This window comes from Roseateles sp. GW821-FHT09G03, assembly GCF_059416045.1.
In genome coordinates this window covers 735,994-762,034 of record NZ_JBWKOK010000001.1, presented here as the reverse complement: position 1 = coordinate 762,034, position 26,041 = coordinate 735,994, and the positions used below count along the sequence as shown (strand labels likewise).

Genomic DNA, 26,041 nt, shown 5'->3' with positions numbered 1-26,041 from the left:
TGATGGGGTCAGTCGTTGCTGCTGGTGCTGTCGCGCACGATCAGCGCGACCGGCAAGGTCAGTTCCTGAGGCTCGTCCGCCGCCGTGCCGAGCAGCAGCTCCACGCCCTTGGCGCCGAGCGACTCCTTGTCGACGCGGACCGTGCTGAGCGGCGGATGGGCGACGGAGGCCCCGCCGATGTCGTCGAAGCCGACGACGGCGATGTCCTCGGGGATGCGCAGGCCGGCATTCAGGCATTGCCGCATGGCGACCAGCGCCGCGCTGTCGTTGAAGCAGACGATCGCGTCGGGCCGTTTGCGGCGGTCGAGCAGCACGCGCACCGCCTCGATCACGCCGGCTTCGCCGTCGCCGAGCTGCGGCGCGATGACCTCGAGGTCGGGATCGGCTTGCACCTGGGCCTCGAACAGCGCCCGCCGGTAGCCGCGGGCGCGCTGCTCCAGGCTGTAGTGCGCCGGCGACCCGGAGATCAGCGCGATCGTCCGCCGCCCGCTGCGCAGCAGATGGCTGGTCGCGAGAAAGCTGCCGTGCTGGTGGTCCGGATTGACCGAGGTCATCCCGCGGCGATGCATGTCCACGAGCACCGTCGGCTTGCCGCTGCGCTTGAGGGTGTCGAGGACTTCCGGCTCGAAGTAGCCGACGCACAGGAAGGCGTCGAGCTGATGGCCGCGGGTCTGCTCCACGATCGGCTGGCCCGGACCCGCGACGATGAAGGACAGCGAGAGCCCTTCCCGCCGGCAGACCTGCTCGGCACCGTGCAGCACCGCGGAGAAGAACGGGCTCGACGCGAGCGTGTTGTGCTGGCTGTGCAGCAGGAAGCCGATGCGCCGGATCCTGTTCTTGCGCAGCTGCGTGAAGTCGTAGCCCAGGCGCAGGGCGGTGTCGCGGACCACCTGGCGGGTCTCCTGCGACAGGCCGGACTGGTTGCGCAAGCCGCGCGAGACGGTGCCGATGGACAGGCCGGACGCCTTGGCGATATCGCGGATGGTGGTGCTGCTCATGGGTGGGACGATTCTTGAAGTGCCCCTGTCGGGGGTCAACAAAGTCCCGCGAGTTTCCCAAGTGTTTAGGCCGCCTCGCTAAACACGTCCGCCATGTCCTCGAATCCGTTGTTCAGCGCTCCCGCGCCGGCGCCTCCAGCACATAGGGCCAGGCCACCACGATGGCGATCGCCATGGGCGCGGCGACCAGCGCGGCCGCCAGCGGCGGCTCGAAGCCGACGGACAGCAGCAGCGTCGTCACGAGCGCGCCGCCCGCGCCCGCGATGCCGTAGAGCACGCGGAGTCCGGACCTCCGCGGTGGCGGGGTCGACCGCGCGACCTCGCCGGCCGTGGCCCGCAGGGCGACATCCAGCGCACCGGCGCCGAGGCCGAAGGCGAACAGGGAAACGGCCAGCGGCACCGCCGATCCCGCCAGCGCGAGCACGGGCAACATCGAGGCCGAGCCCAGGCCGCCGATCAGCACGAGCCTGCGCGTGCCGAGCCAGGGTTGCGCTGGCCCGGTCTTCCGGTGATCCGCCCTGTCACCCCTCATGGTGTCCATCCCGACACGCGACCTCGCACGACTGCGGGTGCCGGTCCGGGCGCCGATCCATGCGCCCGCCAGCAGCGCGAGCGCGGCCATGACCAGGTCCCAGGGGTCGAGTCCGATCCGAAGCGCCAGGCTCGGCATCAATGCCGCGACGCAGGCGATCCCGCAGCCGGCCACGATGCAGGCCAGGCGCACGGCCAGGCGCGCCTCGGGCCGATCCGTGGCGGGCTCCAGGAAGGACCAGCCGTCGTCCAAGGCGCTCATCCCGCCCGATCGACAGGCGGGACAGTGAGCACCTCGGCCCCGCCCTTGCGCAGCGCCTTCAGGACGCTCGCGCCGACGTCGCGCTCGATGACGATGGTGTGCAGCGCCTCGAGGCCCGCGACGCGGTGGGCGGCGGAGGCTTGCAGCTTGTCGCTCGTGATCAGTCCGACGGCGTGGCGGCTGCGCTCGATCAGGGTGCGCTTGAAGGCGGCCTCGCGGAAATGCGTGGTGAGGATGCCGTCGCTCATCGACAGCGCGCACACGCCCACGAAACCGCGGGCTATGCGCAGGCGCGAGAGCTGCTCCACCGCGGCCGCGTCCACGCAGCCGCCGAGGTGCGGGTCGACCTCGCCGCCGATCATCAGCAGGCGCAGGTCCTGCCGCCGCAGCACGGCGGCGGCGACGTCGACCGCGTTGGTGGCGACCGTGACATCGGCGTCCTCCGGCAGGAACTCGACCAGCGCGAGGTTGGTGCTGCCGGTGTCGAGGAACACCAGCTCGCCCGGCTGGACGGTGGCCGCGCCGGTCCGCGCCAACGCGGACTTGCGGACCGGTGACTCCTTCATCCTGGCGGCGAGCGGACGGTCATTGGCGGCCACCGGCACCGCGCCGCCGTAGACGCGACGGCACAGGCCGTCCGCGGCGAGCGCGCGGAGGTCGCGCCGGATGGCGTCCTCGGACAGTTTGAATTCAGCGGCCAGATCGGCCGCGACCACCGCGTGGCCGGCGGAGAGCCGGTCCGCGATGACGTGGCGGCGGGCGTGAGGAAGATCGGCGAGCGACATGGCGTCCCTGGAAGCGAGACGCGATTGTGCACGCTAATGCACACTAATGCACGTTATTGCACGGTCACCCCGATTCCCGTCCGACCCGGATCTGCTCGCTGACCGGTCTCGTCGCAGTAGTGCAGCACGTGCTTGCGAAACTGGCTGTGCAGGCTGGTCGCGCTGCTCCCGGGGATGCCTTCGAAATGGTGCCCGACGCCCACGCCGGATACCCCCGGCAATTTGCCGCGCAGACCCGCCACGGGATCGCCGCGGGGAGAGAATGTCTCGATCAGGTCCATCGCGCGCCGGAGGTTCTCTCGCGGGATCTGTCCGATCAAGTTATCGCTCAGATGGGCTGGACAGAACGCCGTCACCGGCACCGGCGCCGGTGCCTTCAGCGAGGCATACATCGCCTCGCCGCCGCCCTTGGAGTGCCCCACCGCGCGCACGGTGTATCCGGCGAGCGCGGGGTCCTTCTGCACGGCCGTCAGCAAGGCGGCGCCTTGCTCATAGCTTTTCGGTGTGATGCCGAGGCCGGCGTGGATGTTGGCGCCCCACTGCGTCATCGTCGACATGAAGTTGCCCTTCGGTTCCGATCGTTCGGCCAACGCCCCCTTCACCTTCTTGCCAGAGCTGGTGCCGCCAAACGCCAGCACCAGCTCATTCGTCTGCTGGTTCTGGAGCAGGACGACGGTCAGTCCGGTGTCTCGATCGATGATCGACCCGTCGCCCCGTTCAACGCCGGACAGGCTCAGGCCCATTCCATAGCGCAAGCGGTCGGCCAGTTCCTGGTGTGGTGTCCAACCACCCGGCAAACTCTCCGGGTCCCGCTTGTAGGGGAAACTCGCCAGTTGAGCGTTGCAGCGAAGTCGAGCCAGCGCCTGGGCGTCCCGAGGCATCTCGCATTTCCCGTAGTACTCGGCTCGCATCTTCGGCGCCTGCGCGAGCGAGCTGAGCGGGGCCGCCGAGACCTTCGGGAAGGCGTGGCGGATGGCGCCGCTGGGGGCAAGCTGCCCTGAGGGATCCGCCTGGCGCAGCCCTTCCAGCGGCCGACCCGACCCGGTCGATGGCTGCCGATGCGCGGGCATGGCGCGCGCTTTCACCTCTGGCGTGGTATCGCCAGGGAGCGGGCTCAACGAGACGTGGATCCTCATCGGGCCCTCCCCTGCGCGCGCAGCAGCGACGCGAGGGCGCCCTTCGCGGGAAGACGGTCGCCCGGGGCCTCCGACCGCACGGCCGCGGCGAGGGTCAGCAGGGCCTCGACGGCATCCGCGAACGCTTCCGGTTCCTGGTCGACATCCTGTCTCCGGATCAACACGAACTGGCGTCGCAGGCCATCCGCCGCGATCACGGCGCCCTCCAGCGCCTCCCGGTCCGCGTTGTAGCGCAACAGGCGCAATGCGAGTGTCCCCGCCGGATCCTCCAGCGGGATGGGCATCACCCGGGCGATCAGCATCACGCCGCCCCCGTCGCCCGACAACTCCACGACGAGCTGGACGATGTCGTTGTCGTCGATCAGCACCAGCAGGCCGTCGCTGGCTTCGAGAGGCGTCGAGGTGCGTCGCGACAAGGCGGCAAGCAGCCGCGCAAAGCGCGCGGCAGCCTCTGATGGGTCTGTCATGGTGAGTTCGCAGGATGGAAGACTGCCTCAGTCGACCAACGAACAAAAGTGTTCGGTAGCCGCAGACAGCCACCCTGCGAACTCATTCAATCTGCACGTTCGCCTCCTTCACCAGCTTCGCGAACTTTCCGGTTTCATTGCGGATCTGCGACGCCAGTTGCTCGCTGCTGCCGCCGGTGGTCTCGGCACCGATCTCCTCCATGCGCTTGCGGAACTCGGGCGCCTGCAGCACCTTGACCATCTCGGTGTTCAGCTTCGCGACGATGTCCTTGGGCGTGGCCGCCGGCGCGAGCACGCCGAACCAGGTGCCGATGTCGAAGCCCTTCAGGCCGGCCTCGTCGAGCGTGGGGACGTCCGGCAGCGCGCTGGAGCGCCTCGCCGTCGTCACCGCGAGCGCACGCAGCTTGCCCGCCTTGATGTGCGGCAGCACCGGCGTGACCGTGTCGAAGGACATCTGGATCTGCCCGCCCAGCAGGTCCGTCGCCAGCGGCCCGCTGCCCTTGTAGGGCACGTGCAGCATCGTCGTGCCGGTCAGGTTCTGGAACTGCGTGCCGATCAGGTGCTGCGCGGTGCCGTTGCCGTTGGAGCCGTAGGTCCATTCGCCGGGCTTGGCCTTCAGTTGCGCGATCAGCTCCTGCACCGTCTTCGCCGAGGTCGCGCTCGCGTTGACGACGAGCACATTGGGCACCAGCGCGATGCTGGTGATCGGCACGAAGTCCTTCTGGAAGTCGTAGGGCAGCTTCTTGTAGACGCTGCTCGCGATGGTGTGGTGGACCGCGCCGATCAGCAGCGTGTAGCCGTCGGGCTTGGCCTTGGCGACGTAGTCCGCGCCGAGCGTCGCGCCGGCGCCGGGCTTGCTCTCGACGATCACCGGCTGGCCCAGGCTCTGCTGGAGCTTCTCGGCCAGCGCGCGCGCCAGCACGTCGGTGGTGCCGCCGGCGGGGAACGGGACGATCAGGGTGATGGGCTTGGCGGGCCAGGGTTGAGCGAGCGCCGGTGATGCGATGCTGAGCGCACCGGTGACCGCGGCGATCGTCGAGGCTGCGAGCAGCAACCGGCGGCGGAAAGAGGTCGGGGCATGGGTCATGGTTTGTCTCCTGGTCGACGGCTCTGACGGCCATTCGAAGGGTGGTACTGCGCGGGACCGGAACGTCAGCCGGGTTGGCGCAGGGCGGCAACGACGGCGGCGGTGACGTCGGTCGTCTTCGCATTGCCGCCGAGATCGCCGGTATGCAGCGAAGGGTTCGCCGTCACGGCTTCGATTGCGCGCATCAAACGCGCGGCGGCGTCGTGCTCGCCCAGGTGCTCCAGCAGCATCACCACGGACCAGAAGGTGCCGACGGGATTCGCCAGGCCCTTCCCCATGATGTCGAAGGCCGAGCCGTGGATGGGCTCGAACATCGACGGATAACGGCGTTCCGGATCGATGTTGCCGGTCGGCGCGATGCCCAGGCTGCCGGCGAGCGCGGCGGCCAGGTCGCTGAGGATGTCCGCGTGCAGGTTGGTCGCGACGATGGTGTCCAGCGTCGCCGGCTTGTTGACCATGCGGGCCGTCGCGGCGTCGACGAGTTCCTTCCCCCAGGTGACGTCGGGGAAGTCCTTCGCGACCTGCGCGGCGATCTCGTCCCACATCACCATCGCATGGCGCTGCGCATTGCTCTTGGTGATCACCGTCAGCAGCTTGCGGGGCCGCGACTGCGCGAGCTTGAACGCGTAGCGCATGATCCGCTCGACGCCGGTGCGGGTCATGATGGACACATCGGTGGCCGCCTCGATCGGGTGGCCCTGGTGGACGCGGCCGCCGACGCCGGCGTACTCCCCCTCCGAGTTCTCGCGCACGATGACCCAGTCGAGGTCCTTGGGCCCGCAGCGCTTGAGCGGCGCGTCGATGCCGGGCAGCACGCGCGTCGGGCGCACGTTGGCGTACTGGTCGAAGCCCTGGCAGATCTTCAGCCGCAGGCCCCACAGCGTGATGTGGTCGGGGATGTCGGGATCGCCCGCGGAGCCGAACAGGATGGCGTCCTTGTCGCGCAGCGCGTCGAGACCGTCGGCCGGCATCATCTCGCCGTGCGCGCGGTACCAGTCGCCACCCCAGCCGAAGTTCTCGAACTCGAAGCGGAAGCGGTCGGTCGTCGCGGCCAGCGCCTCGAGGACCTCGCGGCCCGCGGGGATCACTTCCTTGCCGATGCCGTCACCGGGGATGGTGGCGATGCGATAGGTCTTCATGGGGTTCCGTCTCCTGATGATGTCGAAAAATCCTGGCCCGACTCTAGGAGCGCCCTGCCCTTCGGATCGCGGCTAAAGTCAATCCGTCTTCAACCTGGATTCAATAATCCGAAGAGCATGCCCATGGCTTCAAAGACCAAGACGGCGACCAATGTGGCGGCGATCGCGCCGGCCGACCTGGGCTTCTTCTCGGCGTTGTGCAGCGCCGGCAGCCTGAGCGCCGCGGCGCGCGAGCTCGGCATCACGACGGCGGCGGTCAGCAAGCACCTGACGCAGATGGAGAGCCGGCTGGGCACGGCGCTGCTGAGCCGGACCACGCGGCGGATGAGCCTGACACAGGAAGGCGAGCTCTACCTGGAACACGCGCGGCGGATCCTCGCGTCCATCGACGATCTGCAGGAGGTGATGAGCGCGAGCGGCGGCACGGCGAGCGGGCTGCTGCGCGTGAACGCGACGCTGGGTTTCGGGCGGACGCACATCGCGCCGCTGATCTCCGGCTTCGTGCGGCAGCATCCGAAGCTGCAGGTGCAACTGCAGCTGTCGGTCAATCCGCCGCCGTTGAGCGAGGACGCCTTCGACGTCTGCATCCGCTTCGGCCCGCCACCGGATGCGCGGATCATCGCGCGACGCATCGCGGCGAACCGGCGCCTGCTGTGCGCCTCACCCGCCTACTTGAGCGCGCACGGCACGCCGAAGACGCCGGCGGAACTGGTGCGGCACGACTGCATCGGCATCCGCCAGGGCGAGGAAGCGTATGGCCTGTGGCGGCTGTCTTCGAAGCGCGGCCGCAAGACGGTCACCGAAGCGGTGAAGACCCGCGGCGCGTTGACGACCAACGACGGCGAGATCGCGGTGAACTGGGCGCTCGACGGTCACGGGATCCTGATGCGCGCGGAATGGGACATCGCTCGCTACCTTGCGAGCGGACGGCTGGTCCAGGTCTTGCCTGACTGGGAAACGCCGGATGCGGACATCTATGCGGTCTACCCGCAGCGGGTTCAAGGCACCGCGCGGGTGAGGCAGTTCGTCGAGCATCTGGCCAAGGCGTTAAGCAAGTCAGAACCTCCTGGAGTCCGCTGAGCGTCAAGGCAACGCGCCGGGTCGGCGATCGTCAGTGCAGGTGACTCACGACGAGGGGCATGACTGCCGTCATCAAGGTTGTCGCAAGCCCGACGCAACTGAGCGAGATGCTGATCGACCACTTGATCGTACTCATGACGGATCGATGCATTTCGACGCGCATCTCGCCCAGTCCTTCCTTCATGTCTCCTCGCAGCGCCTGTATCTCGACGCGCACGCCACCGATGGCCTCCAGCATCTCTGCGCGTGTGGCCAGCGTCGGCAGCAAGGTCTCGATCGACTGCACGCGTGCCAGCAGCTCGGGATCAGTCCTGACGACGCGCTCTGCCGCGCCGTTCTCATAGGGATTCATGTGCATTGTCTGTTCCTCGATCACCAGCAGGCACCTGCCCGCCATGGAGAGCAACTCTGCCACCGCTGAAGGGCTCCAGAATCGAAAATGCTCCTCTTCCCCCATCGGTCTGAGGTCGATCTGAAGACTCATTGAGGCTCGTCAAATTCCGGCTGCAGCACTCACCCGAAGGTGGGAAGGACGAGGGTCGGCGGGGGAGTGGCAACGCCCGTGCATCGGACGCCTCGGCATCCTGGGAGTCCGGTCGCCCGGTCCGTCGCAAGGCTGAAGCCATCGACCGTCGGGCGCCCTAACGTGACGGCATGCCGTGTCGACCGATCACGGCCTCAACAAGGAGTGCGTCATGGGCTTCGTCGGCCTGCTGTTCTGGTTGGTCCTGTTCGTGCTGTGCTGGCCGCTGGCCCTGCTGGCACTGGTGATGTGGCCCGTCGTCTGGCTGCTGACGCTGCCGTTCCGTCTGATCGGATTGAGCGTCGAGGCGGTCTTCGCGCTGCTCAAGGCCATCCTGTTCCTGCCCGCGCGCGTGCTGGGCTGGCGCGAGTCGCGCTGAGCGTCAGGGAGGTGCTCGCCATGAGCGCGATGGAAGCGACGGAGGACCGAAGGAGGAGCGACCGATGAACGCGACAATCTGCGCATGGAACTGCTCAAGACCTTCCTGCTCTTCGCCCTGACCGCGCTGGCCGAGATCGTCGGCTGCTACCTGCCCTATCTCTGGCTGAAACAGGACAAGCCGGTCTGGCTGCTCGTGCCGGCGGCCGGCAGCCTGGCGCTCTTCGCGTGGCTGCTGTCGCTCCACCCCACCGCGGCGGGCCGCGTCTACGCCGCGTACGGCGGCGTCTACATCGGCGTGGCGATGGTCTGGCTGATGCTGGTGGACAAGGTGAAGCCCTCGGCCACCGACTGGCTGGGCGTCGCCGTCAGCCTGGTCGGCATGGCCATCATCATGCTCGGGCGGAAGTCGCCCGGTTGAGCCGCCGTTGCTGCAAGCGGCGATCACACGCCGCGGGCAGCAAGATGCCGCCGCACGCTGCGGCGGCCCTCGCGTCAGTAGTGCACCACCGAGCGGATCGACTTGCCTTCGTGCATCAGGTCGAAGGCCTCGTTGATGCCGGTGAGCGGCATCGTGTGGGTCACGAACGGCGCGAGCTGGATGTCGCCGCGCATCGCCTCCTCGACCATGCCCGGCAGCTGCGAGCGGCCTTTGACGCCGCCGAAGGCCGTGCCCTTCCAGGTGCGGCCCGTCACCAGCTGGAACGGCCGCGTCGAGATCTCCTGACCCGACCCCGCCACGCCGATCACGATGGACTGGCCCCAGCCGCGATGCGCGCACTCCAGCGCCGCGCGCATCACGTTGACGTTGCCGATGCACTCGAACGAGTGGTCGACGCCCCAGCCGGTCATCTCGACGATCACCTGCTGGATCGGCTTGTCGTGGTCCTTCGGGTTCACGAAGTCGGTCGCGCCGAAGACCTTGGCCAGCTCGAACTTCGACGGGTTGGTGTCGATCGCGATGATGCGGCCGGCCTGCGCCAGCTTCGCGCCCTGGATCACCGCCAGCCCGATGCCGCCGAGGCCGAACACGGCCACCGAGTCGCCCGGCTGCACCTTGGCGGTGTTCTTCACCGCGCCCAGGCCGGTGGTCACGCCGCAGCCCAGCAGGCAGACCTGCTCGGGGTTGGCGTCCGGGCTGATCTTGGCCAGCGAGACTTCGGCCACCACGGTGTACTCGCTGAAGGTCGAGCAGCCCATGTAGTGGTAGACCGGCTGGCCCTGGTAGGAGAAGCGCGTCGTGCCGTCGGGCATCACGCCCTTGCCCTGGGTCGCGCGCACGGCCACGCAGAGGTTGGTCTTGCCGGACTTGCAGAACAGGCACTCGCCGCATTCGGCGGTGTAGAGCGGGATCACATGGTCGCCGGGCTTGACGCTGGTGACGCCCTCGCCCACCTCGACGACGATGCCCGCGCCCTCATGGCCGAGCACCGCGGGAAACAGGCCTTCAGGATCGTCGCCGCTGAGCGTGAACGCGTCCGTGTGGCAGACGCCGGTGTGGGTGATCTTCACCAGCACCTCGCCCTTGCGGGGCGGCTCGACATCGATCTCGACGATCTGCAGCGGCTGGCCAGCTTCGAACGCGACGGCGGCACGGGATTTCATGGGGGGCCTTTCAGTGGAGACGCAGGCAGCCTGCGCGGCAATGCGGGGATTGCAGGAGATGCAACGAGGGCGCGCCCAGGAGGGCGCGCCGATGCGGACGAGTCTATCCCGCTCCGGCACCGACGGCGGACGCACGGCGCCATGGCCGTTCGCTGCCTGCATCGACCTTGAGACGCCGAGGCTGCTCCGGCCGTCAGTGCGCGAGCAGGTAGCGCGCCATCAAGCGCGCCTGCGTCTCGCTGATGCCCAGCGTCGGCATCGCGGTGTGCGCGTCGATCGCCTGCGGATCGCGGATCCAGGCGGCCAGGCCGTCCTCGGTCGGGAACGCCTTGCCGCCGATGCGGTCGCGTCCCGCGAGGCCGCTCAGGCGCGGGCCGTTGGAGGTGTCCGGCCCGACCACGCCGGGGATCGTGTGGCACGCCGTGCAGCCGTGCTGGCGGAAGGCACGCTGCGCGAGCTCCACGGTCGGCAGCGGCGGCACCAGCGGCGCCGGCGCGTCGACGATGCCGTCGCAGCGCGGCGCGGCGTTCGACACGCCCGGCGCTCCGGCCGACACCGGTGACGATCCCTGCGACGTCGTCGATGCCGATGAGGGTCTCCGCGATGCCCCTGCCGCAACGGCACCGGACCCCGGCGCGGTCAATGCGCGGTACTGGTCCGGCGTCATCAGCGGCAGCGCATCGAGGAAAGCGACGACGGCCCAGAGTTCGCGCTCCTCCAGCCGGTACTCCCAGGCCGGCATGCCGCTCATCTTGATACCGTTGCGGGTGATCCAGTAGAGATCCTGCGGGCGCCAGTGGCGGGTGGCCTCCACGAGGGAGCTCGGGACCGGCTGCATGCCGAGCGCGAACGCCTCCGGCGCCACGCCCGGCGCGCCATGGCAGGTGACGCAGCGGTCCCGGAAACAGGCGGCGCCCTGCATCACACGCTCCCGGGTGAGCAGGTCGCGCGGCGGCGGATGGGCGTCCGCGCGCCGCTGCACCGCGCGCTGCAGCGCGATTTCCAGCAAGGAATGCACCGGCTGCAGGTGAGGTCCGGTCGCCGACACGTCGTAGACGCCGAACCAGACGAAGGCCGCCGCCCCCGCCGCCCCGAGCACGCCGGCCGCGGCACCGGCGGCCAGGACGGCCTTCACGGGGGAGAAACGGCGCGGCGGTTCGGTCATGGCCGCTGCAAGGCAAGCGCGATGCCGGGGCAACGGGGGACCGGCGTCGCTTCCGGGCAAAGGCGGCGGCGTCTGCTGCCGGGGCAGGCACTTCGTGTGCCGGGGAGCGCGCATGACGCCCTCCCGCCATTGTTCTTCGCTCGCCACGGCCTTGCCGGCCCGGACCCTCGGCATCGTCGCCGCGCTGTGCGGGCTCCTGCTCGCCGGCTGCGGCCCCGCCCCGGACGAGCCGCTGCGGCGCTGGCAAGTCGAGGCGGCGGACCTGTCGCGCGGTCGGCAGCTGATGTCGCAGTTCCAGTGCGGCAGTTGCCACGCCGTGCCCGGCGTGCCGGGCGGCGGCCAGCGGGCGCCGGCGCTGGAGCGCTTCGGCCGGCGCGCCTACATCGCCGGCCAGTTGCCCAATTCCCCGGAGGTGCTCCAGCGCTGGCTGCTGGACCCGCCGGCCATGCTGCCCGGCACGACGATGCCGCGACTCGGCCTGTCCGAGCGCGACGCGCGCGACGTCGCCGGTTATCTGCTGTCGCTGCGATGAGCGCGGGCGGCATGCTCCGACCCGCCGGCCCGCAAGCGGAGGCCTTGGCCGGCGTCATGACCACCACGCTGATCGTCTGCGCCTTCGCGTTCGTGTTCGCGATGGTCTGCCTGGCCGGGGCGTTGTGGTGGAAGGGCCGCCGGCCCGTGCCGACGGCGCTCTGGCTCTGGGGCGGCGGGCTGGTGCTGCCGGTGCTGGTCTTCGGCGGGCTGCTGCTCCACGGCGAGCGCCAGGCTTTCGGTCTGGACGATCCGTCACCACCGGGCGCGATGCGCGTGGCGGTGACCGGGCACCTCTGGTGGTGGTCGATGCAGTACGGCGAAGAGCCGGACGCGCCCGCCTTCGCGACGGCCAACGAGTTGCGCGTGCCGGTCGGCCGCCCGGTGACGCTGACGCTGGCTTCGGAGGACGTGATCCACAGCTACTGGGTGCCCGCGCTGGGCGGCAAGGTCGATCTGGTGCCGGGACGCCTCAACCGGCTGACCTTCACCGCGTCGCAGCCGGGCGTGTTCCGCGGACCGTGCTCGGAGTACTGCGGCACCCAGCACGCGGCGATGGTGCTGCAGGTTGTCGCGATGCCGCCCGATGAGTTCGCGCAGTGGCGGCGCGCGCAGGCCGGCGCCGCGCCGGAGCCGGTCTCCCGACAGGCGCTGCGCGGCGCCGCGCTCTTCCGCGAGAACGGCTGCGTGGCCTGCCATGCGGTGCGGGACAAGGATGTCGCGCGGCAAGGACTGTCCGCTGCACCACCACTGGGTCCGGATCTGACCCATGTCGCGAGCCGCCTGTGGCTGGGCGCCGGCGCACTGCGCAACCGGGATCCGCTCGGCGATCCGCGAACGGCGCTGCGGCAATGGATCACCGATGTCCAGCAGATCAAACCGGGCGCGCGCATGCCGTCCTACCGGCATCTGCGCGCCGATGAGATCGACGCGATGGTGGAGTTCCTCGCGGGTCCGCCGGTGACGGGCGGCGGGTCGGAGCGGCCGCTGGTCGCGTCCACGCCATGAAGCGGCCCGACAACCGCCTGCCACGGCCGGACGGCGAGCTCGAGCGCCTGCGCGCCGCGTGGGAGCCGCCCAAGGGCTGGCGCGTGATCAGCAGCGTCAACAACGTCTTCATCGGCAAGCTCTACATCGCGACGGCCTTCGTGTTCCTGCTGCTGGGCGGCGTGCTGGCGTTGCTGATGCGGGCGCAGTTGGCGGCGCCGGAGCAGACGCTGTTCAGCGCGCCGGTCTTCCAGCAGCTGTTCACCATGCACGGCACGGTGATGATGTTCCTCTTCGCCGTGCCGATGGTGGAGGCGATCGCCGTCTTCCTGCTGCCCAACATGCTGGGCGCGCGCGACCTGCCCTTCCCGCGGCTGTCGGCCTACTCGTATTGGATGTATGCCATCGGCGGGCTGGCCTTCTACGCCACCTTGTTCTGGCAGCTCGCGCCCGATTCGGGCTGGTTCATGTATCCGCCGCTGAGCGGCGCGAAGTACTCGCCGGGTCTGAATGCGGACTTCTGGCTGCTGGGCATCGGCTTCATCGAGATCTCCGCGATCGCGGGCGCGATCGAGCTGATCACCGGCATCCTGATGACGCGCGCGCCGGGCATGACGCTGGGCCGGATGCCGGTCTACGCGTGGTCCATGCTGGTGGTCGGGCTGATGATCGTGCTGGCCTTCCCGGCGGTGATCGCGGGCACGGCCTTGCTGGAGATCGAGCGCGCCTTCGACTGGCCGATCTTCGACGCCACGCGCGGCGGCGATCCGCTGCTGTGGCAACACCTGTTCTGGTTCTTCGGTCATCCGGAGGTCTACATCATCTTCCTGCCGGCGGCGGGGCTGGTCTCGACGATGGTGCCGGCGCTGGCGCGGACCACGCTGATCGGCCGCCACGCGGTCAGCGCGGCGCTGGTCGCGATCGGCGCGGCGAGCTTCCTGCTGTGGCTGCATCACATGTTCACCGCGGGCCTCGGCGGACTGGGACTGAGCCTGGTCTCGATCTTCAGCGTCGCGATCGCCATCCCCGGCGCGCTGCAGATCTTCGCGTGGATCGGCACCTTGTGGCGCGGCCGTCTGCAATGGACGACGGCGACCTGGTTCCTCATCGGCTTCCTCGTCACCTTCGTCGTGGGCGGACTGACGGGCGTGATGCTGGCGCTGCTGCCGATCGACTGGCAGGTGCACGACACCTACTTCGTCGTCGCGCATTTCCACTACGTGCTGATCGGCGGCATGGTGCTGCCGATGTTCGCGGCGCTCTACCACTGGCTGCCGCTGTGGAAGGGCCGCGCGATGTCCGAGCGTGCGGGTCGCTGGGTCTTCGGTCTGATCTTCGGCGGCTTCCACCTGACCTTCTTCCCCATGCACATCGCCGGCATGCTGGGCATGCCGCGCCGCGTGCACACCTATCCGGCGGGGCTGGGACTGGAGCTCCCCAACCTGCTCTCTTCCGTCGGCGCCTTCGTCATCGCCGCGGGCGTGCTGCTCTTTGTCGTCGACCTCGTACGCAGCCAGCGCGGTCCTGCGCAGGACCACAACGATCCGTGGCGCTCGTCGACCTTGGAATGGCTCCCGAGCGAGCCCTACGGCACGCGCAGCATCCCGCACGTCGAGCACCACGAGCCGTTGTGGCATCGCCCCGCGTTGCACGAGGAGGTCGAGGCTGGCGCGCACTGGCTCCCCGGCACGATCACCGGCGATCGCGAGACCTTGTTGACCAGCCCGGTGCAGGCGCATCCGCTGCGTGTCGTGACGCTGGCGAAGGACAGCTTGTGGCCGCTCCTCGCGTCGATCGGGACGGCGGCCTTCTTCCTGTTGATGACGGTGAAGCACGTGAGCGGCACGGTGGCTGGCGGCGTGCTGGCGATCGTCGCGATCTGGGCATGGCTGTGGGACACGGACCGCGCGCCGCCGTTCGAAGAAGCCGAGGCCGCGGACGGCGTGATCCTGCCGATGGGTGTGACGGGCCGGCAGGCGCCGTCGTTCTGGGGCGTGGTGATCCTGATCGTGGTGGAGGCGACGATCTTCGCGTCAATGGCGTTCGCGCACCTGCACGCAGCGATGAAGCTGGACGTGTGCCCGCCGCCGGGCGTGGGACTCGCGAGCAATGCAACGTTGCTGACGCAGACGCTGGGTTACGCGCTGAGTCTGGTCTTCGTCGTGTGGGCGGGACTTGGCGCGTGGCGGGCGCCCGTGGCGAGATGGCGTGCCGTGCTGCTCGCCCCGGCCTTCGGCCTGGCGGTGCTGGCGTTCTACAGCGGGCTGCAGACGGCATGGCCGGCGGAGCGGCCGCCGACGCTGGATGCCTGGACGGGCACGCTCGCCGCGCTGCACAGCCTGCAAGGACTGCAGATCGCAGTTGCGCTGATGCTGGCGTTGTACTACGGCGCGCGGCTCGCGAGCGGCCTGATCCGTCCTCGACAGCACGCCACGCGCGAGGCGGTGGTGTTGCTGTGGGGATGGATCTGCATGCAGGGTGTGATCACGGTGTGGTGGCCACGTCTGGTGGCGTGATCGATCAAGGCCTGACATGCACCAGCAATTCTGAGGCGAGCATGGTGCGGTAGGCCTGCAAAGGGTCAGGCTCGTCAAGACGCAATCGACTGGCAAACAGTTGGACGCTGATCGCATCGCGCGTCATGGCGCTCAACTGATTCACATGAGCCAACAGCGCCAGCGTGGCTTGGTAGGCGATGAAGGGCTCGTCCGCCGCCAGCCGTTCCACCAGCCAATGCCAGTCTACGGGAGCTGTCCCCGCTTGCATCTGAACGACAGCGACGAGGCGATCGCCGGCGCGCCCGGACTGCCGGAATTCGGGGAGCCACGCCTGGCCCTGCAGTGCGGGTGCCCACATGCGCTCGACCAGCTGGCGCATGTCGGAACGCCAGACATGCGCCAACTCATTGCGTCCCTCGAGCTTGTCATACCGCGCGCCAAGTTCCCTCAACTCGTCGCGCGCCGCGTCCGATGAGCGCGCCGCCGTATCGACATCGATGGACGAGGCTTGGGCGAGTGCGTGTCCGAACCAGAATCGGCGTTGCCAACCTATGAATGCAAAGACAAGATTCCCCGCTGCATAGAGCACGAAGGTCCACTTGAGCCATGCTGACAGCGTGACGCCAGCCGCCAGCAGACCGATACGGTTTTGACCGATGGGATCGACGATCAGCAGGATGCCGATGTTTTCCATGACATCGAAACTCCCGGCCAGCAACGGCGTGATGGTCGCGAATCGTTGGAGCAGGTTGTGCTCTTCCCCTGGTCCCGTCCACCGCCGGTTCAATGCGGCCATGATCTCTCGCAGAAGCCACACGTAAGCCGCGATGAACACGAAGTCGACCTGCGTGGCGAAGACGATCTGATCCTTGGCGGCCATGCCCAGCATCGCAACGACGGCAAAGGCGTTGCTGCGGGTGCCGATGAATTGCAGGGTGAGTTGGCCGTGCGGCAGGACTGACGACGGCTCGACCTGCGTCAAAGGGAAAATGACGGCTGCCGTGGTCAGTACCAGCAACAGCGCCAGCGCCGGCAGTCCGGCGTCGACGATCCAGGCTCCTACCGCGCGCCAGTCCAACTGCCGGACCACACTGAGAACCCTCTGCATCGACGTCCGCGCAAAGTCGTCGGACTTGTCGGGATCGGGCGGCAGGGCGGTCCCCCCATTCATCGCGCCGCTCCCTGACGTGCGACACCAAATCGCGACAGGCGCCACACGGCGGTCGCTTCGTCAGCCTTGGCCTCCGTCGCCCACTGTCGCAGCAACCGCTGGATCTCTCGCGAAGCCGGATCGGTCGCCACGGCCCGCCACATCGTGTCGCGCGCCTCGGACCGCATGAACCAGCTCATCGCCGGCCGGAACTCCTTCACCATCGGACTGCCCATCGAGATGAAATAGGCGTTGGCCACGTCTTTCGTCCCCGTTGTCCCCGTTGTCGTTCGCGTCGTCTCTTTCGGGCACAGACCGAGCTCTCGCATCAAGGCCCGGCGCTCCACGCCGGCCCGACCGCTGCGGGTCTGATAGAGCCCCAGCGGCGGCGTTCCCAGTTCGCCCCAGGGCGCGCGAGGCGCGAGGTTCAAGGCAGACGCATCCTTGGTGCACAGGGCCGTGCTGTCGAAGACGGGCTCGTCGGGATCGTTGGCAATGAAGATCACAACCACGCGCTGCAGGAATTCGTCCCAGTCATCGGCCTTCTTATGCTTCTCCGCCTGGGCCCTCAGCACTCGCATCAACGTGGCCAAGCCCAACGCACCGGAGTTCTCGACGTAACCGCCGTCTACCAACGAGTCATAGAACTGGCCGTCCGCCGTCAGGACGTCGCCGCCCGGGCTGACGTACGGAAAACGGGCGCTGTTGTGGACCGCTCCAGCCAAGGTAAGCCCTGAGGTGCGCAGCGCCGGGTCCAGCAGATCGTCCACCTCCGGGCTTGGAATCCGAACCAGGGCCTGCACCATGGGTCGTCCCTGCACTGCGCTGGTGGTGTTCAGGAGCAGCAGTGGCAGGTCGGTGCGTGGAAACGACGCGCCGACCCGGTGGGCATACAGGTCGACAAGGGGGCGGGCGAAGTGGTCCGAGCCGAAGCTCAGTCGCCAATCGCGAGACCAGGTCGTCTCCAGACCGATCGAGCGGTCCCATGCCGCGATAGGCGCTGGCGTGATCCGCTGCAACAGGTCCGCGCCAAGCAGGTAGGCCAGCACGGTGGAGACAAAATCGCCGCCCAGAAAACAGGCTGAGCGGACGGACGCCAGCGTCGGCTGATGCGTCGCGACTTCACAGGCCCGCACGTCAGGCGCGCGGCCCCAATCCCGGGCTTCGGACGGCAGATCGCCTCCGCGCTGAACGTCATCGGGCACCGGCGCATCCGGGACATGGAATCGTTCTTCCGCAAGGTCCTTGCGCAGGGCAACCCAGGTGGCAAGCCCCAGGCTGCCGCCGGAGACACCACTGACCGCGAACGTCCTGCGCCCGAAGTCGCCCTGCGTCACGTCGTCCAGCACGCTGAGCACGTGACCGGTCCACCACGCGCTGCGGGACGCGCCGCCCTCCGCGGCCACGAGGTAGATCGGACCCGAGGTCGGCGTCAGCGGCGATACACGCCACTGCTCCCAGTAGGCGAAAGCCTCGGGCCGCGGTACGCGCGTCTGTTCGTCGGCATCCACCCGGCGAGAGGCGATGCCGTGGTTGGCCGTCCATCCGAGGTTGGCGAAGAGCAGCGCGGCCAAGACGGCAACGCCGGTCAGCGCCGGCCAGCCGGATGCCTTGGGCAGGTAGACCAGCAGCACGGTCAGCGCCAGCGTCCACATGGCCAGTGCGAGCAGCAGCAGCGCGGCAGCTCCCAGCATCCTTGCCACGCCCAGGTCGGCCATGGACAGCGTGACGAGTCCGATGACGGCTCCGATTCCGGTCGTCACCAACGTCAAGAGTTCGCCTTCGGGAATCTGTGCCCGCTGCGCGCCGGCTGCCGTATTCCCTACGGCGCCGGGACCGGCCAGCGACGGCCAGATCCGTGGCAGCAAAGAACTCAACCACCGCAGCAGGGCGCGGCGGTACGTCGCGAATGTCAATGCGGCACCACAGCAGAGGGTCGACGCGGCGGCGACCTTCAACTCGCCGATTCGAGCCAGCGTGAGCGCGATGGGAAACCAGCCGAGCACGATCAGCGCGCGCGGCAAGCCAGTCCGCCAACGCCTCGCGAATGGGCTGGCCTGGGCTGGAACGGGATAGCCGAACTGGCGCTGCACCAACATGCGAGCGCCATACCAGTTCGCCAGGGACCAGACGACCAGCGACACGAGGAAGAAGCACACTCGACCAAACTCGTCGGGCTGGCCGGACGAGTCTGCCAAGGCGGTGTCGCTCATCGTGCGGAGCACCTCGATGCCTTGCGGCAGCATGGCCAGCATCACCGGCCCCAGCACAGCCGACGCGATCGGGAAGGCGCACAACCGCAGCGTCTGGATGCAGTACGACACGAGCGCACCGTTCATCGCCATGTTCCCCGGATCCGATTGAACATCCGATCAAGGTACAGGGCGCGCGGCGCGTTGTCGTCCTCAATCCAGCGGAGGCGAAAGGCCGCACTCGCTGGGAAAGCGCGGTATCTCTTGCAGCCTCAGCGGCAGATCAAACCCCGAGTAGCGAGACTGCCTTCGTATTGAGGTAGGCCTCCAGCGCTTCCGGCCCGCCTTCGGAGCCATAGCCCGAATCCTTCACGCCCCCGAACGGCATTTCCGCGGACGGCGTGGCGGGCTGGTTGACCCACAGCATGCCGACCTCCATGCGTTGCGCCAGCAGATGGGCGTTCTTGATGGACTTGGTGAACGCATAACCAGCAAGGCCGAACGGCAACCGGTTGGCTTCCGCGATCGCTTCCTCGAGCGCGTCGAATCCTCGGATGGCCGCGATGGGCCCGAACGGTTCATCATTGAAGACGGACGCGTCGAGCGGCACATCGGCCAGCACGGTGGGCGCGAAGAAGTTGCCGGCGCTGCCGACGCGTTCGCCGCCGGTGGCGATCTTGGCGCCGCGCTCGCGGGCCTCGGCGACGATCTTGGACATGGCGACGACGCGTCGCTCGTTGGCGAGCGGGCCGAGGGTGGTGCCTTCGGCGAGGCCGTCGCCGAGCTTGAGTCCCTGCGCGTGCTTGACCAGCGCCGCGGTGAACTCGTCCTTCAGGCTGTTGTGGACCAGGAAGCGCGTGGGCGAGATGCAGACCTGCCCTGCGTTGCGGAACTTCGCTGCACCGGCCGCCTTGACGGCGAGCGCGACGTCCGCGTCCTCCGCGACGATCACGGGCGCGTGACCGCCGAGCTCCATGGTGACGCGCTTCATGTGCGCGCCGGCCAGCGCGGCGAGCTGCTTGCCGACGGGCGTGGAGCCGGTGAAGGTGACCTTGCGGATGATCGGATGGGGGATCAGGTAGCTGGAGATCTCGCCGGGGTCGCCGAAGACGAGGCCGACGGTGCCGGGCGGAACGCCGGCATCGACGAAGGTCTGCAGCAGCGCCGCGGGCGACGCCGGGGTTTCCTCCGGTGCCTTCACGAGGAACGAGCAACCGGTGGCCAGTGCGGCACCCAGCTTGCGCACGATCTGGTTGACGGGGAAGTTCCAGGGCGTGAACGCGGCGACGGGGCCGACGGGTTCCTTCAGCACCAGCTGCTGCGCGGCCAGGTTGCGCGACGGCACGATGCGGCCGTAGACGCGCCGGCCTTCGTCGGCGAACCATTCGATGATGTCGGCCCCGGCGAGCACTTCGACCTTCGCCTCGCCGACGGGCTTGCCCTGCTCATGGGTCAGCAGCTTCGCGATCTCCGGCGCGCGTTCGCGCAGCAGCGCGGCGGCGCGGCGCATCGTCGCGGCGCGTTCATGCGCGGACACGTTGCGCCAGGCTTCGAAGCCCTTCTGCGCCGCCTCCAGCGCGCGGTCCAGGTCCGCCTTGCTCGCATGGGCGACCTTGCCGATCACGGCGCCGGTCGCGGGATTGCGCACATCGATGGTCTTGCCGCCGGTGGCGTCGACCCATTCGTTGGCGATCAGCAGGCGGGTATCGGGATAGGAAGCGGAGGTGGTCATCGTGGGGTCCTCGAAGCCGGAGGGCAATGTGATCGGTCGACTCTACCCGCTCGACAGCGGCGGCCGCAGCACACGGCGTCATATCCGACATCCCCCTGCGCCATCCCTGGCGCTGGGCGTCCAGTTGGGTCGCAGAGCGCCCTCACGGTGTCATCAGGCCTCTTGAGGCCCTCGGGCCGGACCCGGGACCGCCGCTTGCCGCCCAGGCGGCACCCTGATTCCGCGGTGCATGGATGACTGTTTTCCCGACTTCCCTGAGCTCCCTGCCCTCCCGTCGCTCGCCCCGGGCCGCCTGGCCCCTGCGGACGTGGCTGCTGTGCGCGCTGCTGCTCTGCGCCGCGACGCTGGCGCTGCCCGCCTTCGCGCAAGACCCGGCGCCGGAGCCGACCGATCCGGCGAAGCTGCTCGACCTGGCCAAGACGGAACTGAAGTCGGCCCAGCCCAAGCCGGGCAAGGAACTGACGGCCGAGGACCTGAACGACATCAAGGACAAGGTCGAGCGGGTGAAGTCGCGCATCGACCAGGCGCGCTCCGCGCTTCAGCCGAAGTTGGACGATGCCAAGAACCGGCTCGCACAACTCGGCACGGCCCAGGCGGACGTCAAGGAAACGCCCGAGGTGGCGCAATTGCGCGCGCAACTGGGACGGGAAGTCGCCATGATCGACGGCCAGGTGAAGGTCGCCAACGACCTCGGCGGACAAGCCGACAGCACCCTGCGCAACGCCAGCGCGGCCCAGCGGCTGCAGCTGAGCGCCCGGCTCGGCGAGCGCGTGCCGTCCCTGCTCCAATCGGGGTTCTGGCGCGCCCTGGGAACCGATCGCGCGGCCGATCTGGAACGTGCCCGCGTGTTCGGGATCGAGTTCGGGGCGTTGTGGTCCTCGGTGCCGGCCACGGCCTGGGCGATCTTCGTCGCCGCGGTGGCGGCGTGGCTTGTGTTCTGCCTCGGTGCCCGGCGATTGACCGCTCGCCTGTGCGCGACGCGCATCCCGCCCGGACGCCTGCGCCGGTCGCTGTTCGCGATCAGCGAGGTGGCCCTGCGCACACTGCGGCCGGGGCTGATCGCGCACGGTCTGGTGCTGACCCTGACCGCCAGCCTCGTCGACGGAGCGCCGGAGGGGCCCGACTCGCTCGCCCAGTGGCTGGACACGGCCGAGACGATCGTCTGGTTCGGCGGCTTCATCGCCGGTCTCGGGGCCGCGCTGCTGATGGCGCGCAAGCCCTCGTGGCGTCTGCTGCCGGTCCCCGACATCGCCGCGTCGCGCCTGGCCTGGCTGCCGCGCACGCTCGCGGCGGCTGTCGTTCTGGGCTGGCTGTCGTCCCGCACCGCGGCGACGCTGGACCTGAGCGTCTCTGGCAACGGCGCCGTGCAGACGCTCGCGTCGCTGACCTTCATCGCGGTGCTCGCGGTCGCCATCGCGCAACTGCGGCGGCACGCCGGCGGCGCGACGGAGAACGACGCCGCCGTCGTCGACGCCGGGACCGGCAATCACCCTGAACTCACGATCCGCCCGTTGTGGCTGTCGGTGCTGCGCGCCGCTGCGTGGCTGACGCTGGTCGGCGCGGCGCTCGCGCTGCTCACCGGCTTCGTGTCGCTGGCGATGTTCGTGCTCAACCAGGTCGTCTGGGCGTTGATCGTGCTCGGCGGCGCCTACCTGCTGACGGTGCTGGTCGACGACCTCTTCATGACGCTGCTGGCGCCCTCGCCCGCGGCGTCATCGGGCGAGGGCAAGGGCGATGGCAGGGGCGGCTCCAACGCAAGACCTGGCACTTCCGCCGCGGCCGACGACGGTCCCGCGCCGCCGCGCACCCGCGAACAGACCGCCCTGCTGCTGTCGGCCGTGTGCCGCGTGACGATCGGCTTCTTCGCGCTCCTGCTGCTGCTCGCGCCCTACGGCGAAGGCCCGATGGACCTGGTGCGCCGTTCCGGCAGCCTGCAGGACGGCCTCACCATCGGCACGCTGCAGCTCAATCCGGTCAAGCTGCTGCAGGCGCTGGCCGTGCTCTTCGTCGGGCTGGCCGCCGTGCGGCTGCTCAAGGGCTGGTTGTCCGAGCGCTACATGCCGACGACCCGCATGGATGTCGGCATGCGTTCGTCGACGACGACGCTGTTCGGCTACGTCGGCACCGTCGCCGCGATCGCCGCGGCGCTCACCGCCGTCGGCTTCAGCCTGCAGAGCGTGGCCTGGGTCGCCAGCGCGTTGTCGGTGGGCATCGGCTTCGGGCTGCAGTCGATCGTGCAGAACTTCGTCTCCGGCCTGATCCTGCTGGCGGAGCGGCCGGTGAAGGTGGGCGACTGGGTCTCGCTGTCCGGCGTCGAGGGCGACATCCGCCGCATCAGCGTGCGCGCGACCGAGATTCAGATGGGCGACCGCTCGACGGTGATCGTGCCGAACTCCGAGTTCATCACCAAGATCGTGCGCAACGTGACCTACGGCGAGTCGCTCGGCATGGTGCAGTTCAAGCTGCCGATGCCGCTGGCCACCGACACCGACCGCGTGAAGGCGCTGGTGCTGGAAGCCTTCCAGGCACACGGCGGCGTGCTGTCGACGCCCGCGCCGAACGTGCAGCTCGACGGCGTGGACGGGACGAATCTGGTGCTCAACGCGTCGTGCTTCGTGAACTCGCCGCGCGCGGCCTACGGCATCAAGAGCGAGCTGCTCTTCGATGTGCTGTCGCGGCTGCGTGCAGAGGGCCTGCTGCCCGGTCAGACGTCACCGCCGGCGCCGGTCTGAAGCCGGAGGGCCGAATCACGCGCTGGCGCACGGTGCGACGACCGCCGTCACAATGGTCGCCGCCATGAACACGCCTCTGAACACGCCCCTGAGCGAACTCCTGAACGAGCACGTCGCGCCCGTTCCCCTGAACAAGGCCTACCGCCTGCTCAACCACGGACCCACCGTGCTCGTGTCCGCCGCGCACGGCGGCGTGCGCAACGCGATGGCCGCGGCCTGGTCCTGCGCGCTGGATTTCCAGCCGCCGAAGGTGACGGTGGTGCTCGACAAGGCGACGCGCACCCGAGAGCTGGTCGAGGCCAGCGGCTTCTTCGTGCTGCAGGTGCCGACGGCCGCGCAGGCCGGACTGACGCACCGGCTCGGCAATCGCAGCCTGCATCAGGATGCGGAGAAGCTCGCCCACGCGGGGGCGACGCTGGTCGACATCGAGCTGCCCGCCGATGCGGGCGACGGCCCGGATGGCGCCGCCACGGGCCCCGTCCCACTCGTGGACGGCTGCGCCGCGTGGCTGGTGTGCCGGGTCTTGCCCGAGCCCCGCAACCAGTGGATCTACGACCTGTTCATCGGCGAGGTCGTCGCGGCCTGGGCCGATGCCCGCGTGTTCAGCGAGGGGCATTGGCACTTCGAGTCCGCGCCGCCGGAACTGCGCACGCTGCACTACATCGCGGGCGGCCAGTTCTACGCGATCGGGGACTCGATCGTCGTGCCGGACACGCCCGCGGCGGGTTGAATGGGCCCCGCCCGCCTGGACGGGCCCAATGCGCCGGGATCAGAACCGGTGCTGGATCCCCACGCCGACGCTGGACTGCGAATCGGCGAAGCCGTTGTCGTCGCGCGAGACACTGACCACGCCGCCGTCGCCCGACTTCGCCGTCGACGCGACCGCGTACAGGCTGGTGCGCTTGGACAGCTCGTACTTGGCGCGCAGCGCGTAGAGCTTGGGATCGTCGGTGCCGCTGGCGCCGCTGGAGATGTTCTGGAAGTAGACGGCCGGCGTGATGCTCAGCGCGGGCGTCGCCTGCCAGGTCGCGCCCAGCCAGGTCATCGTGCTCTTCGCGTCGGCGCCGCCGACGGCGAACTCCTTCTTGTAGACACGCTGCGCCAGGAACAGCTTGACCGGTTTCCAGTCGTAGGACGCGGCCCAGTGCAGCGCCTTCTCCTTGTCGTAGCGGCCGTTGGCGGCGATCGTCGTGCCGTTGCGCTGGTCGACGACCAGCGTCGCCGAGAACGGTCCCGCCGTGTAGGCGCCGGCCAGCGCGAAGAAGCGGCCCGCCGAGTCGGAACCGGTGACCTCGCCCAGCGCGTAGGTCGCGCCGACCTTCACCGGACCGAAGGTCCCCTGGTACTTGATCAGGTTGGACATGCCCGTGATCATCCCGTCCTTGCGCGGCAACGTCGCGATCTGGCCGCCGGACGTGGCCCACGAATAGAACGGCGCGTAGCCCATCGGGTCGAACGGCAGCAGGAAGTCGTAGGTGGTCGTGTACGAACGGCCCGCGACGACGCGGCCGAACTCGCCCTCCAGGCCGACGTTGGCCTGACGGCCCCAGTACGACGAGCCGGCCATGCCGGTGTCGAAGGCGACCTCGGCCTCGAGCTGGAACACGGCCTTCAGACCGCCGCCGAGGTCCTCGGCGCCGCGCAGGCCCCAGCGGGACGTGTTCATGCCGCCCGACGTCACGCCGAAGCGGTGGTCGCCCGCGGCGTTCATGTGATCGCGGTACTCCATCAGGACATCGGCGATGCCGTAGACGGTGACGCTGCTCTGCGCGAACGCGGACGGTGCCGCGCACAGAGCCAGCAGGCCGGCGGCACACAGGGTGTTCAGTCGGACCGTGGTCCGTCGGATCAAGGTGTTGCGGGAGGGTGTCAAGGGAGTCTCCTTGTTGTCGTTGAAAAATCCGGGCGCAGGGGCACCCGCAGTCCTCACGTGATGAGGACCGGGGCTGGGGAAATCGGAGGAAGGCGGGACCGGTGCGTCGACGCGCTCAGCGTCTGAGTCCGAAACGGGTGGCGAGCCCGGCGTACTCGCGGTTCTGGCGGTCGATGACGGCGCGCAGCGCCGGGCCGGTGAGTGCGAGCGGGAACAGCCCGTGTCGCGCGCGGACCTCGTCGAAGGCCGGCGACGCCATCAACTGGTCGAAGACGGCGGTCCACGCAGCCACGTCGCCGTCGGACACCTTCGGCCCGACGTAGAAACCTCGGATCGCGGGCCAGACGATGTCGACGCCCTGCTCGCGCGCCGTCGGCACGCCGGACAACGGTCCGGGCAGACGCTGGTCAGCGAGCACCGCCAATGCCCGGAACGGACTGTTGGGACCGAGCTTGTCGAAGACCTCCGAGGCGTCGCCCATGTAGACCTGGACATGGCCGCCCTTGAGCGCGGCGATGGCCTCGCCGCCGCCTTCGAAGGCGACGAAACGCATCGCCTTGTGGTCCACGCCGCCGGCCCCGGCGACCAGCGCCGACTTGACCCAGTCCTGGCTGCCGATGGTGCCACCGGCGGCGAAGCTGATCCGGTTCGGATCGGCCTTCAGCGCGGCGAGCAGGTCGGGCAGCGTCTTCCATGGCGATTGCCGGCCGACCAGGACCACGCCGTAGTCGACACCGACGGCGGCGACCCAGCGCACGTCGTCGACGCTGCGCTTGCCGAAGCGGCCGTGCGAGAGGTTCAGCAGCGAGCCGCTGGAGAAGGCCACCAGCGTGCGCGGCTCGGCGGGACGGCGCGTGACGATCTGGTCGAAGGCGATCGCGCCGACGCCGCCCGGCATGTAGCTGATGCGCATCGGCGTCGTCGTGAGGCCGGCCTGCTGGAACGCGGCCTGCGCGAGCTTGCAACTCTGGTCGAAGCCGCCGCCGGGTTTGGCCGGGGCGATGCATTCGGGCGCGGCGTCGCCGCCCGGCAGGGGCGCCATGGCAGGCATCCTCGCGGGGGCCGGGGCGCCTCGGCCCGGTGGTGCCGCGACAGCGCCGGACGCGGTCAGCCAGACGGCCGCCATGAGCGCCGCCGCCCAGGTCGGAATCGATCGCATGTCTTGTCTCCTCGCGGTGGTCTGTATCGCC

At 69.1% G+C, this 26,041-nt stretch carries 23 protein-coding genes; 8 read left to right on the top strand and 15 right to left on the bottom strand.

Going from position 1 to position 26,041, the window contains the following annotated elements:
* Window positions 1–8 precede the first annotated feature (8 nt).
* The 7 genes from AC07OZ_RS03415 to AC07OZ_RS03385 form a co-directional block, all read right to left on the bottom strand.
* Window positions 9–998, bottom strand: coding sequence for a LacI family DNA-binding transcriptional regulator (locus AC07OZ_RS03415; RefSeq protein ID WP_495465747.1), 990 nt, complete (start codon window positions 996–998; stop codon window positions 9–11).
* Window positions 999–1,110: 112 nt separating this feature from the next.
* On the bottom strand, window positions 1,111–1,791 hold the full coding sequence (locus AC07OZ_RS03410; RefSeq protein ID WP_495465746.1) for a hypothetical protein: 681 nt from the start codon (window positions 1,789–1,791) through the stop codon (window positions 1,111–1,113).
* Entirely contained in the window at window positions 1,788–2,576 is a 789-nt protein-coding gene (locus AC07OZ_RS03405; RefSeq protein ID WP_495465745.1) for a DeoR/GlpR family DNA-binding transcription regulator, read from the bottom strand. Before AC07OZ_RS03405 ends, AC07OZ_RS03410 begins: the two co-directional genes overlap by 4 nt.
* 53 nt (window positions 2,577–2,629) lie before the next feature.
* A complete protein-coding gene (locus AC07OZ_RS03400) occupies window positions 2,630–3,712 on the bottom strand; it encodes a Tle-like phospholipase domain-containing protein (protein ID WP_495465744.1) in 1,083 nt (360 codons plus the stop codon).
* Window positions 3,709–4,179: a type III secretion system chaperone gene (locus AC07OZ_RS03395; protein WP_495465743.1), complete on the bottom strand. Its 471-nt coding sequence runs from the start codon at window positions 4,177–4,179 to the stop codon at window positions 3,709–3,711. Before AC07OZ_RS03395 ends, AC07OZ_RS03400 begins: the two co-directional genes overlap by 4 nt.
* An 82-nt stretch (window positions 4,180–4,261) precedes the next feature.
* The gene (locus AC07OZ_RS03390; protein ID WP_495465742.1) at window positions 4,262–5,266 is read right to left on the bottom strand and encodes a Bug family tripartite tricarboxylate transporter substrate binding protein; all 1,005 of its coding nucleotides are present in this window, start codon (window positions 5,264–5,266) and stop codon (window positions 4,262–4,264) included.
* A 65-nt stretch (window positions 5,267–5,331) separates the two neighbouring features.
* The gene (locus tag AC07OZ_RS03385) at window positions 5,332–6,405 is read right to left on the bottom strand and encodes a tartrate dehydrogenase (RefSeq protein WP_495465741.1); all 1,074 of its coding nucleotides are present in this window, start codon (window positions 6,403–6,405) and stop codon (window positions 5,332–5,334) included.
* 123 nt (window positions 6,406–6,528) lie between these two features.
* Here AC07OZ_RS03385 and AC07OZ_RS03380 point away from each other — a divergent pair, with 123 nt between their 5' ends.
* A complete protein-coding gene (locus AC07OZ_RS03380) occupies window positions 6,529–7,485 on the top strand; it encodes a LysR family transcriptional regulator (protein WP_495465740.1) in 957 nt (318 codons plus the stop codon).
* Window positions 7,486–7,516: 31 nt separating this feature from the next.
* On the opposite strand, the gene AC07OZ_RS03375 is transcribed toward AC07OZ_RS03380, so the two are convergent.
* Window positions 7,517–7,969, bottom strand: a complete 453-nt coding sequence (locus AC07OZ_RS03375; RefSeq protein WP_495465739.1) for a hypothetical protein — start codon at window positions 7,967–7,969, stop codon at window positions 7,517–7,519.
* Between the two features lie 175 nt (window positions 7,970–8,144).
* On the opposite strand from AC07OZ_RS03375, the gene AC07OZ_RS03370 reads away from it, so the two are divergent.
* Both AC07OZ_RS03370 and AC07OZ_RS03365 read left to right on the top strand, forming a co-directional pair.
* Window positions 8,145–8,387 carry a hypothetical protein gene (locus tag AC07OZ_RS03370; RefSeq protein ID WP_495465738.1) on the top strand — a complete coding sequence of 81 codons (243 nt, stop codon included), beginning with the start codon at window positions 8,145–8,147 and terminating at the stop codon, window positions 8,385–8,387.
* A gap of 84 nt (window positions 8,388–8,471) precedes the next feature.
* Window positions 8,472–8,807 carry a YnfA family protein gene (locus AC07OZ_RS03365; protein ID WP_495465737.1) on the top strand — a complete coding sequence of 112 codons (336 nt, stop codon included), beginning with the start codon at window positions 8,472–8,474 and terminating at the stop codon, window positions 8,805–8,807.
* Window positions 8,808–8,881: 74 nt separating this feature from the next.
* Here AC07OZ_RS03365 and AC07OZ_RS03360 read toward each other — a convergent pair whose 3' ends face one another.
* On the bottom strand, window positions 8,882–9,991 hold the full coding sequence (locus tag AC07OZ_RS03360; protein WP_495465736.1) for an S-(hydroxymethyl)glutathione dehydrogenase/class III alcohol dehydrogenase: 1,110 nt from the start codon (window positions 9,989–9,991) through the stop codon (window positions 8,882–8,884).
* 193 nt (window positions 9,992–10,184) lie between these two features.
* Window positions 10,185–11,156, bottom strand: a complete 972-nt coding sequence (locus AC07OZ_RS03355; protein WP_495465735.1) for a c-type cytochrome — start codon at window positions 11,154–11,156, stop codon at window positions 10,185–10,187.
* Window positions 11,157–11,268: 112 nt separating this feature from the next.
* Here AC07OZ_RS03355 and AC07OZ_RS03350 point away from each other — a divergent pair, with 112 nt between their 5' ends.
* The 3 genes from AC07OZ_RS03350 to AC07OZ_RS03340 are packed head-to-tail and all read left to right on the top strand — an operon-like array spanning window position 11,269 to window position 15,190.
* Window positions 11,269–11,688: a c-type cytochrome gene (locus tag AC07OZ_RS03350; RefSeq protein ID WP_495465734.1), complete on the top strand. Its 420-nt coding sequence runs from the start codon at window positions 11,269–11,271 to the stop codon at window positions 11,686–11,688.
* Window positions 11,689–11,699: 11 nt separating this feature from the next.
* Complete coding sequence (gene coxB, locus AC07OZ_RS03345; protein ID WP_495465733.1) at window positions 11,700–12,695, top strand: cytochrome c oxidase subunit II; 996 nt, start codon at window positions 11,700–11,702, stop codon at window positions 12,693–12,695.
* A complete protein-coding gene (locus tag AC07OZ_RS03340) occupies window positions 12,692–15,190 on the top strand; it encodes a cbb3-type cytochrome c oxidase subunit I (protein ID WP_495465732.1) in 2,499 nt (832 codons plus the stop codon). Before coxB ends, AC07OZ_RS03340 begins: the two co-directional genes overlap by 4 nt.
* 4 nt (window positions 15,191–15,194) lie before the next feature.
* Here the strand turns inward: AC07OZ_RS03340 and AC07OZ_RS03335 are convergent, their stop codons facing one another.
* The 3 genes from AC07OZ_RS03335 to AC07OZ_RS03325 all read right to left on the bottom strand — a co-directional run bounded on the left by AC07OZ_RS03335 (window position 15,195) and on the right by AC07OZ_RS03325 (window position 20,246).
* Complete coding sequence (locus AC07OZ_RS03335; RefSeq protein ID WP_495465731.1) at window positions 15,195–16,343, bottom strand: hypothetical protein; 1,149 nt, start codon at window positions 16,341–16,343, stop codon at window positions 15,195–15,197.
* Entirely contained in the window at window positions 16,340–18,667 is a 2,328-nt protein-coding gene (locus AC07OZ_RS03330; RefSeq protein ID WP_495465730.1) for a hypothetical protein, read from the bottom strand. The genes AC07OZ_RS03335 and AC07OZ_RS03330 overlap by 4 nt, the downstream gene beginning before the upstream one ends.
* Before the next feature lie 130 nt (window positions 18,668–18,797).
* Window positions 18,798–20,246 carry an NAD-dependent succinate-semialdehyde dehydrogenase gene (locus AC07OZ_RS03325; protein WP_495465729.1) on the bottom strand — a complete coding sequence of 483 codons (1,449 nt, stop codon included), beginning with the start codon at window positions 20,244–20,246 and terminating at the stop codon, window positions 18,798–18,800.
* 233 nt (window positions 20,247–20,479) lie between these two features.
* Here AC07OZ_RS03325 and AC07OZ_RS03320 point away from each other — a divergent pair, with 233 nt between their 5' ends.
* Window positions 20,480–22,978 (top strand): mechanosensitive ion channel family protein, encoded by a 2,499-nt coding sequence (locus AC07OZ_RS03320; RefSeq protein WP_495465728.1) that lies wholly within the window; start codon window positions 20,480–20,482, stop codon window positions 22,976–22,978.
* A 100-nt stretch (window positions 22,979–23,078) separates the two neighbouring features.
* The gene (locus AC07OZ_RS03315) at window positions 23,079–23,708 is read left to right on the top strand and encodes a flavin reductase family protein (RefSeq protein WP_495466480.1); all 630 of its coding nucleotides are present in this window, start codon (window positions 23,079–23,081) and stop codon (window positions 23,706–23,708) included.
* 39 nt (window positions 23,709–23,747) lie between these two features.
* Here the strand turns inward: AC07OZ_RS03315 and AC07OZ_RS03310 are convergent, their stop codons facing one another.
* Window positions 23,748–24,851, bottom strand: coding sequence for a porin (locus AC07OZ_RS03310; protein WP_495465727.1), 1,104 nt, complete (start codon window positions 24,849–24,851; stop codon window positions 23,748–23,750).
* Between the two features lie 115 nt (window positions 24,852–24,966).
* Window positions 24,967–25,893, bottom strand: coding sequence for a tripartite tricarboxylate transporter substrate binding protein (locus tag AC07OZ_RS03305; RefSeq protein ID WP_495465726.1), 927 nt, complete (start codon window positions 25,891–25,893; stop codon window positions 24,967–24,969).
* Window positions 25,894–26,041: the final 148 nt, after the last annotated feature.

What these genes read in the sequence shown, in the direction of transcription:
- AC07OZ_RS03415 (WP_495465747.1), bottom strand. Translation starts at nt 998, where the DNA reads ATGAGCAGCACCACCATCCGCGATATCGCCAAGGCGTCCGGCCTGTCC.
- AC07OZ_RS03410 (WP_495465746.1), bottom strand. Translation starts at nt 1,791, where the DNA reads ATGAGCGCCTTGGACGACGGCTGGTCCTTCCTGGAGCCCGCCACGGAT.
- AC07OZ_RS03405 (WP_495465745.1), bottom strand. Translation starts at nt 2,576, where the DNA reads ATGTCGCTCGCCGATCTTCCTCACGCCCGCCGCCACGTCATCGCGGAC.
- AC07OZ_RS03400 (WP_495465744.1), bottom strand. Translation starts at nt 3,712, where the DNA reads ATGAGGATCCACGTCTCGTTGAGCCCGCTCCCTGGCGATACCACGCCA.
- AC07OZ_RS03395 (WP_495465743.1), bottom strand. Translation starts at nt 4,179, where the DNA reads ATGACAGACCCATCAGAGGCTGCCGCGCGCTTTGCGCGGCTGCTTGCC.
- AC07OZ_RS03390 (WP_495465742.1), bottom strand. Translation starts at nt 5,266, where the DNA reads ATGACCCATGCCCCGACCTCTTTCCGCCGCCGGTTGCTGCTCGCAGCC.
- AC07OZ_RS03385 (WP_495465741.1), bottom strand. Translation starts at nt 6,405, where the DNA reads ATGAAGACCTATCGCATCGCCACCATCCCCGGTGACGGCATCGGCAAG.
- AC07OZ_RS03380 (WP_495465740.1), top strand. Translation starts at nt 6,529, where the DNA reads ATGGCTTCAAAGACCAAGACGGCGACCAATGTGGCGGCGATCGCGCCG.
- AC07OZ_RS03375 (WP_495465739.1), bottom strand. Translation starts at nt 7,969, where the DNA reads ATGAGTCTTCAGATCGACCTCAGACCGATGGGGGAAGAGGAGCATTTT.
- AC07OZ_RS03365 (WP_495465737.1), top strand. Translation starts at nt 8,472, where the DNA reads ATGGAACTGCTCAAGACCTTCCTGCTCTTCGCCCTGACCGCGCTGGCC.
- AC07OZ_RS03360 (WP_495465736.1), bottom strand. Translation starts at nt 9,991, where the DNA reads ATGAAATCCCGTGCCGCCGTCGCGTTCGAAGCTGGCCAGCCGCTGCAG.
- AC07OZ_RS03355 (WP_495465735.1), bottom strand. Translation starts at nt 11,156, where the DNA reads ATGACCGAACCGCCGCGCCGTTTCTCCCCCGTGAAGGCCGTCCTGGCC.
- AC07OZ_RS03350 (WP_495465734.1), top strand. Translation starts at nt 11,269, where the DNA reads ATGACGCCCTCCCGCCATTGTTCTTCGCTCGCCACGGCCTTGCCGGCC.
- coxB (WP_495465733.1), top strand. Translation starts at nt 11,700, where the DNA reads ATGCTCCGACCCGCCGGCCCGCAAGCGGAGGCCTTGGCCGGCGTCATG.
- AC07OZ_RS03340 (WP_495465732.1), top strand. Translation starts at nt 12,692, where the DNA reads ATGAAGCGGCCCGACAACCGCCTGCCACGGCCGGACGGCGAGCTCGAG.
- AC07OZ_RS03335 (WP_495465731.1), bottom strand. Translation starts at nt 16,343, where the DNA reads ATGAATGGGGGGACCGCCCTGCCGCCCGATCCCGACAAGTCCGACGAC.
- AC07OZ_RS03330 (WP_495465730.1), bottom strand. Translation starts at nt 18,667, where the DNA reads ATGGCGATGAACGGTGCGCTCGTGTCGTACTGCATCCAGACGCTGCGG.
- AC07OZ_RS03325 (WP_495465729.1), bottom strand. Translation starts at nt 20,246, where the DNA reads ATGACCACCTCCGCTTCCTATCCCGATACCCGCCTGCTGATCGCCAAC.
- AC07OZ_RS03320 (WP_495465728.1), top strand. Translation starts at nt 20,480, where the DNA reads ATGACTGTTTTCCCGACTTCCCTGAGCTCCCTGCCCTCCCGTCGCTCG.
- AC07OZ_RS03305 (WP_495465726.1), bottom strand. Translation starts at nt 25,893, where the DNA reads ATGGCGCCCCTGCCGGGCGGCGACGCCGCGCCCGAATGCATCGCCCCG.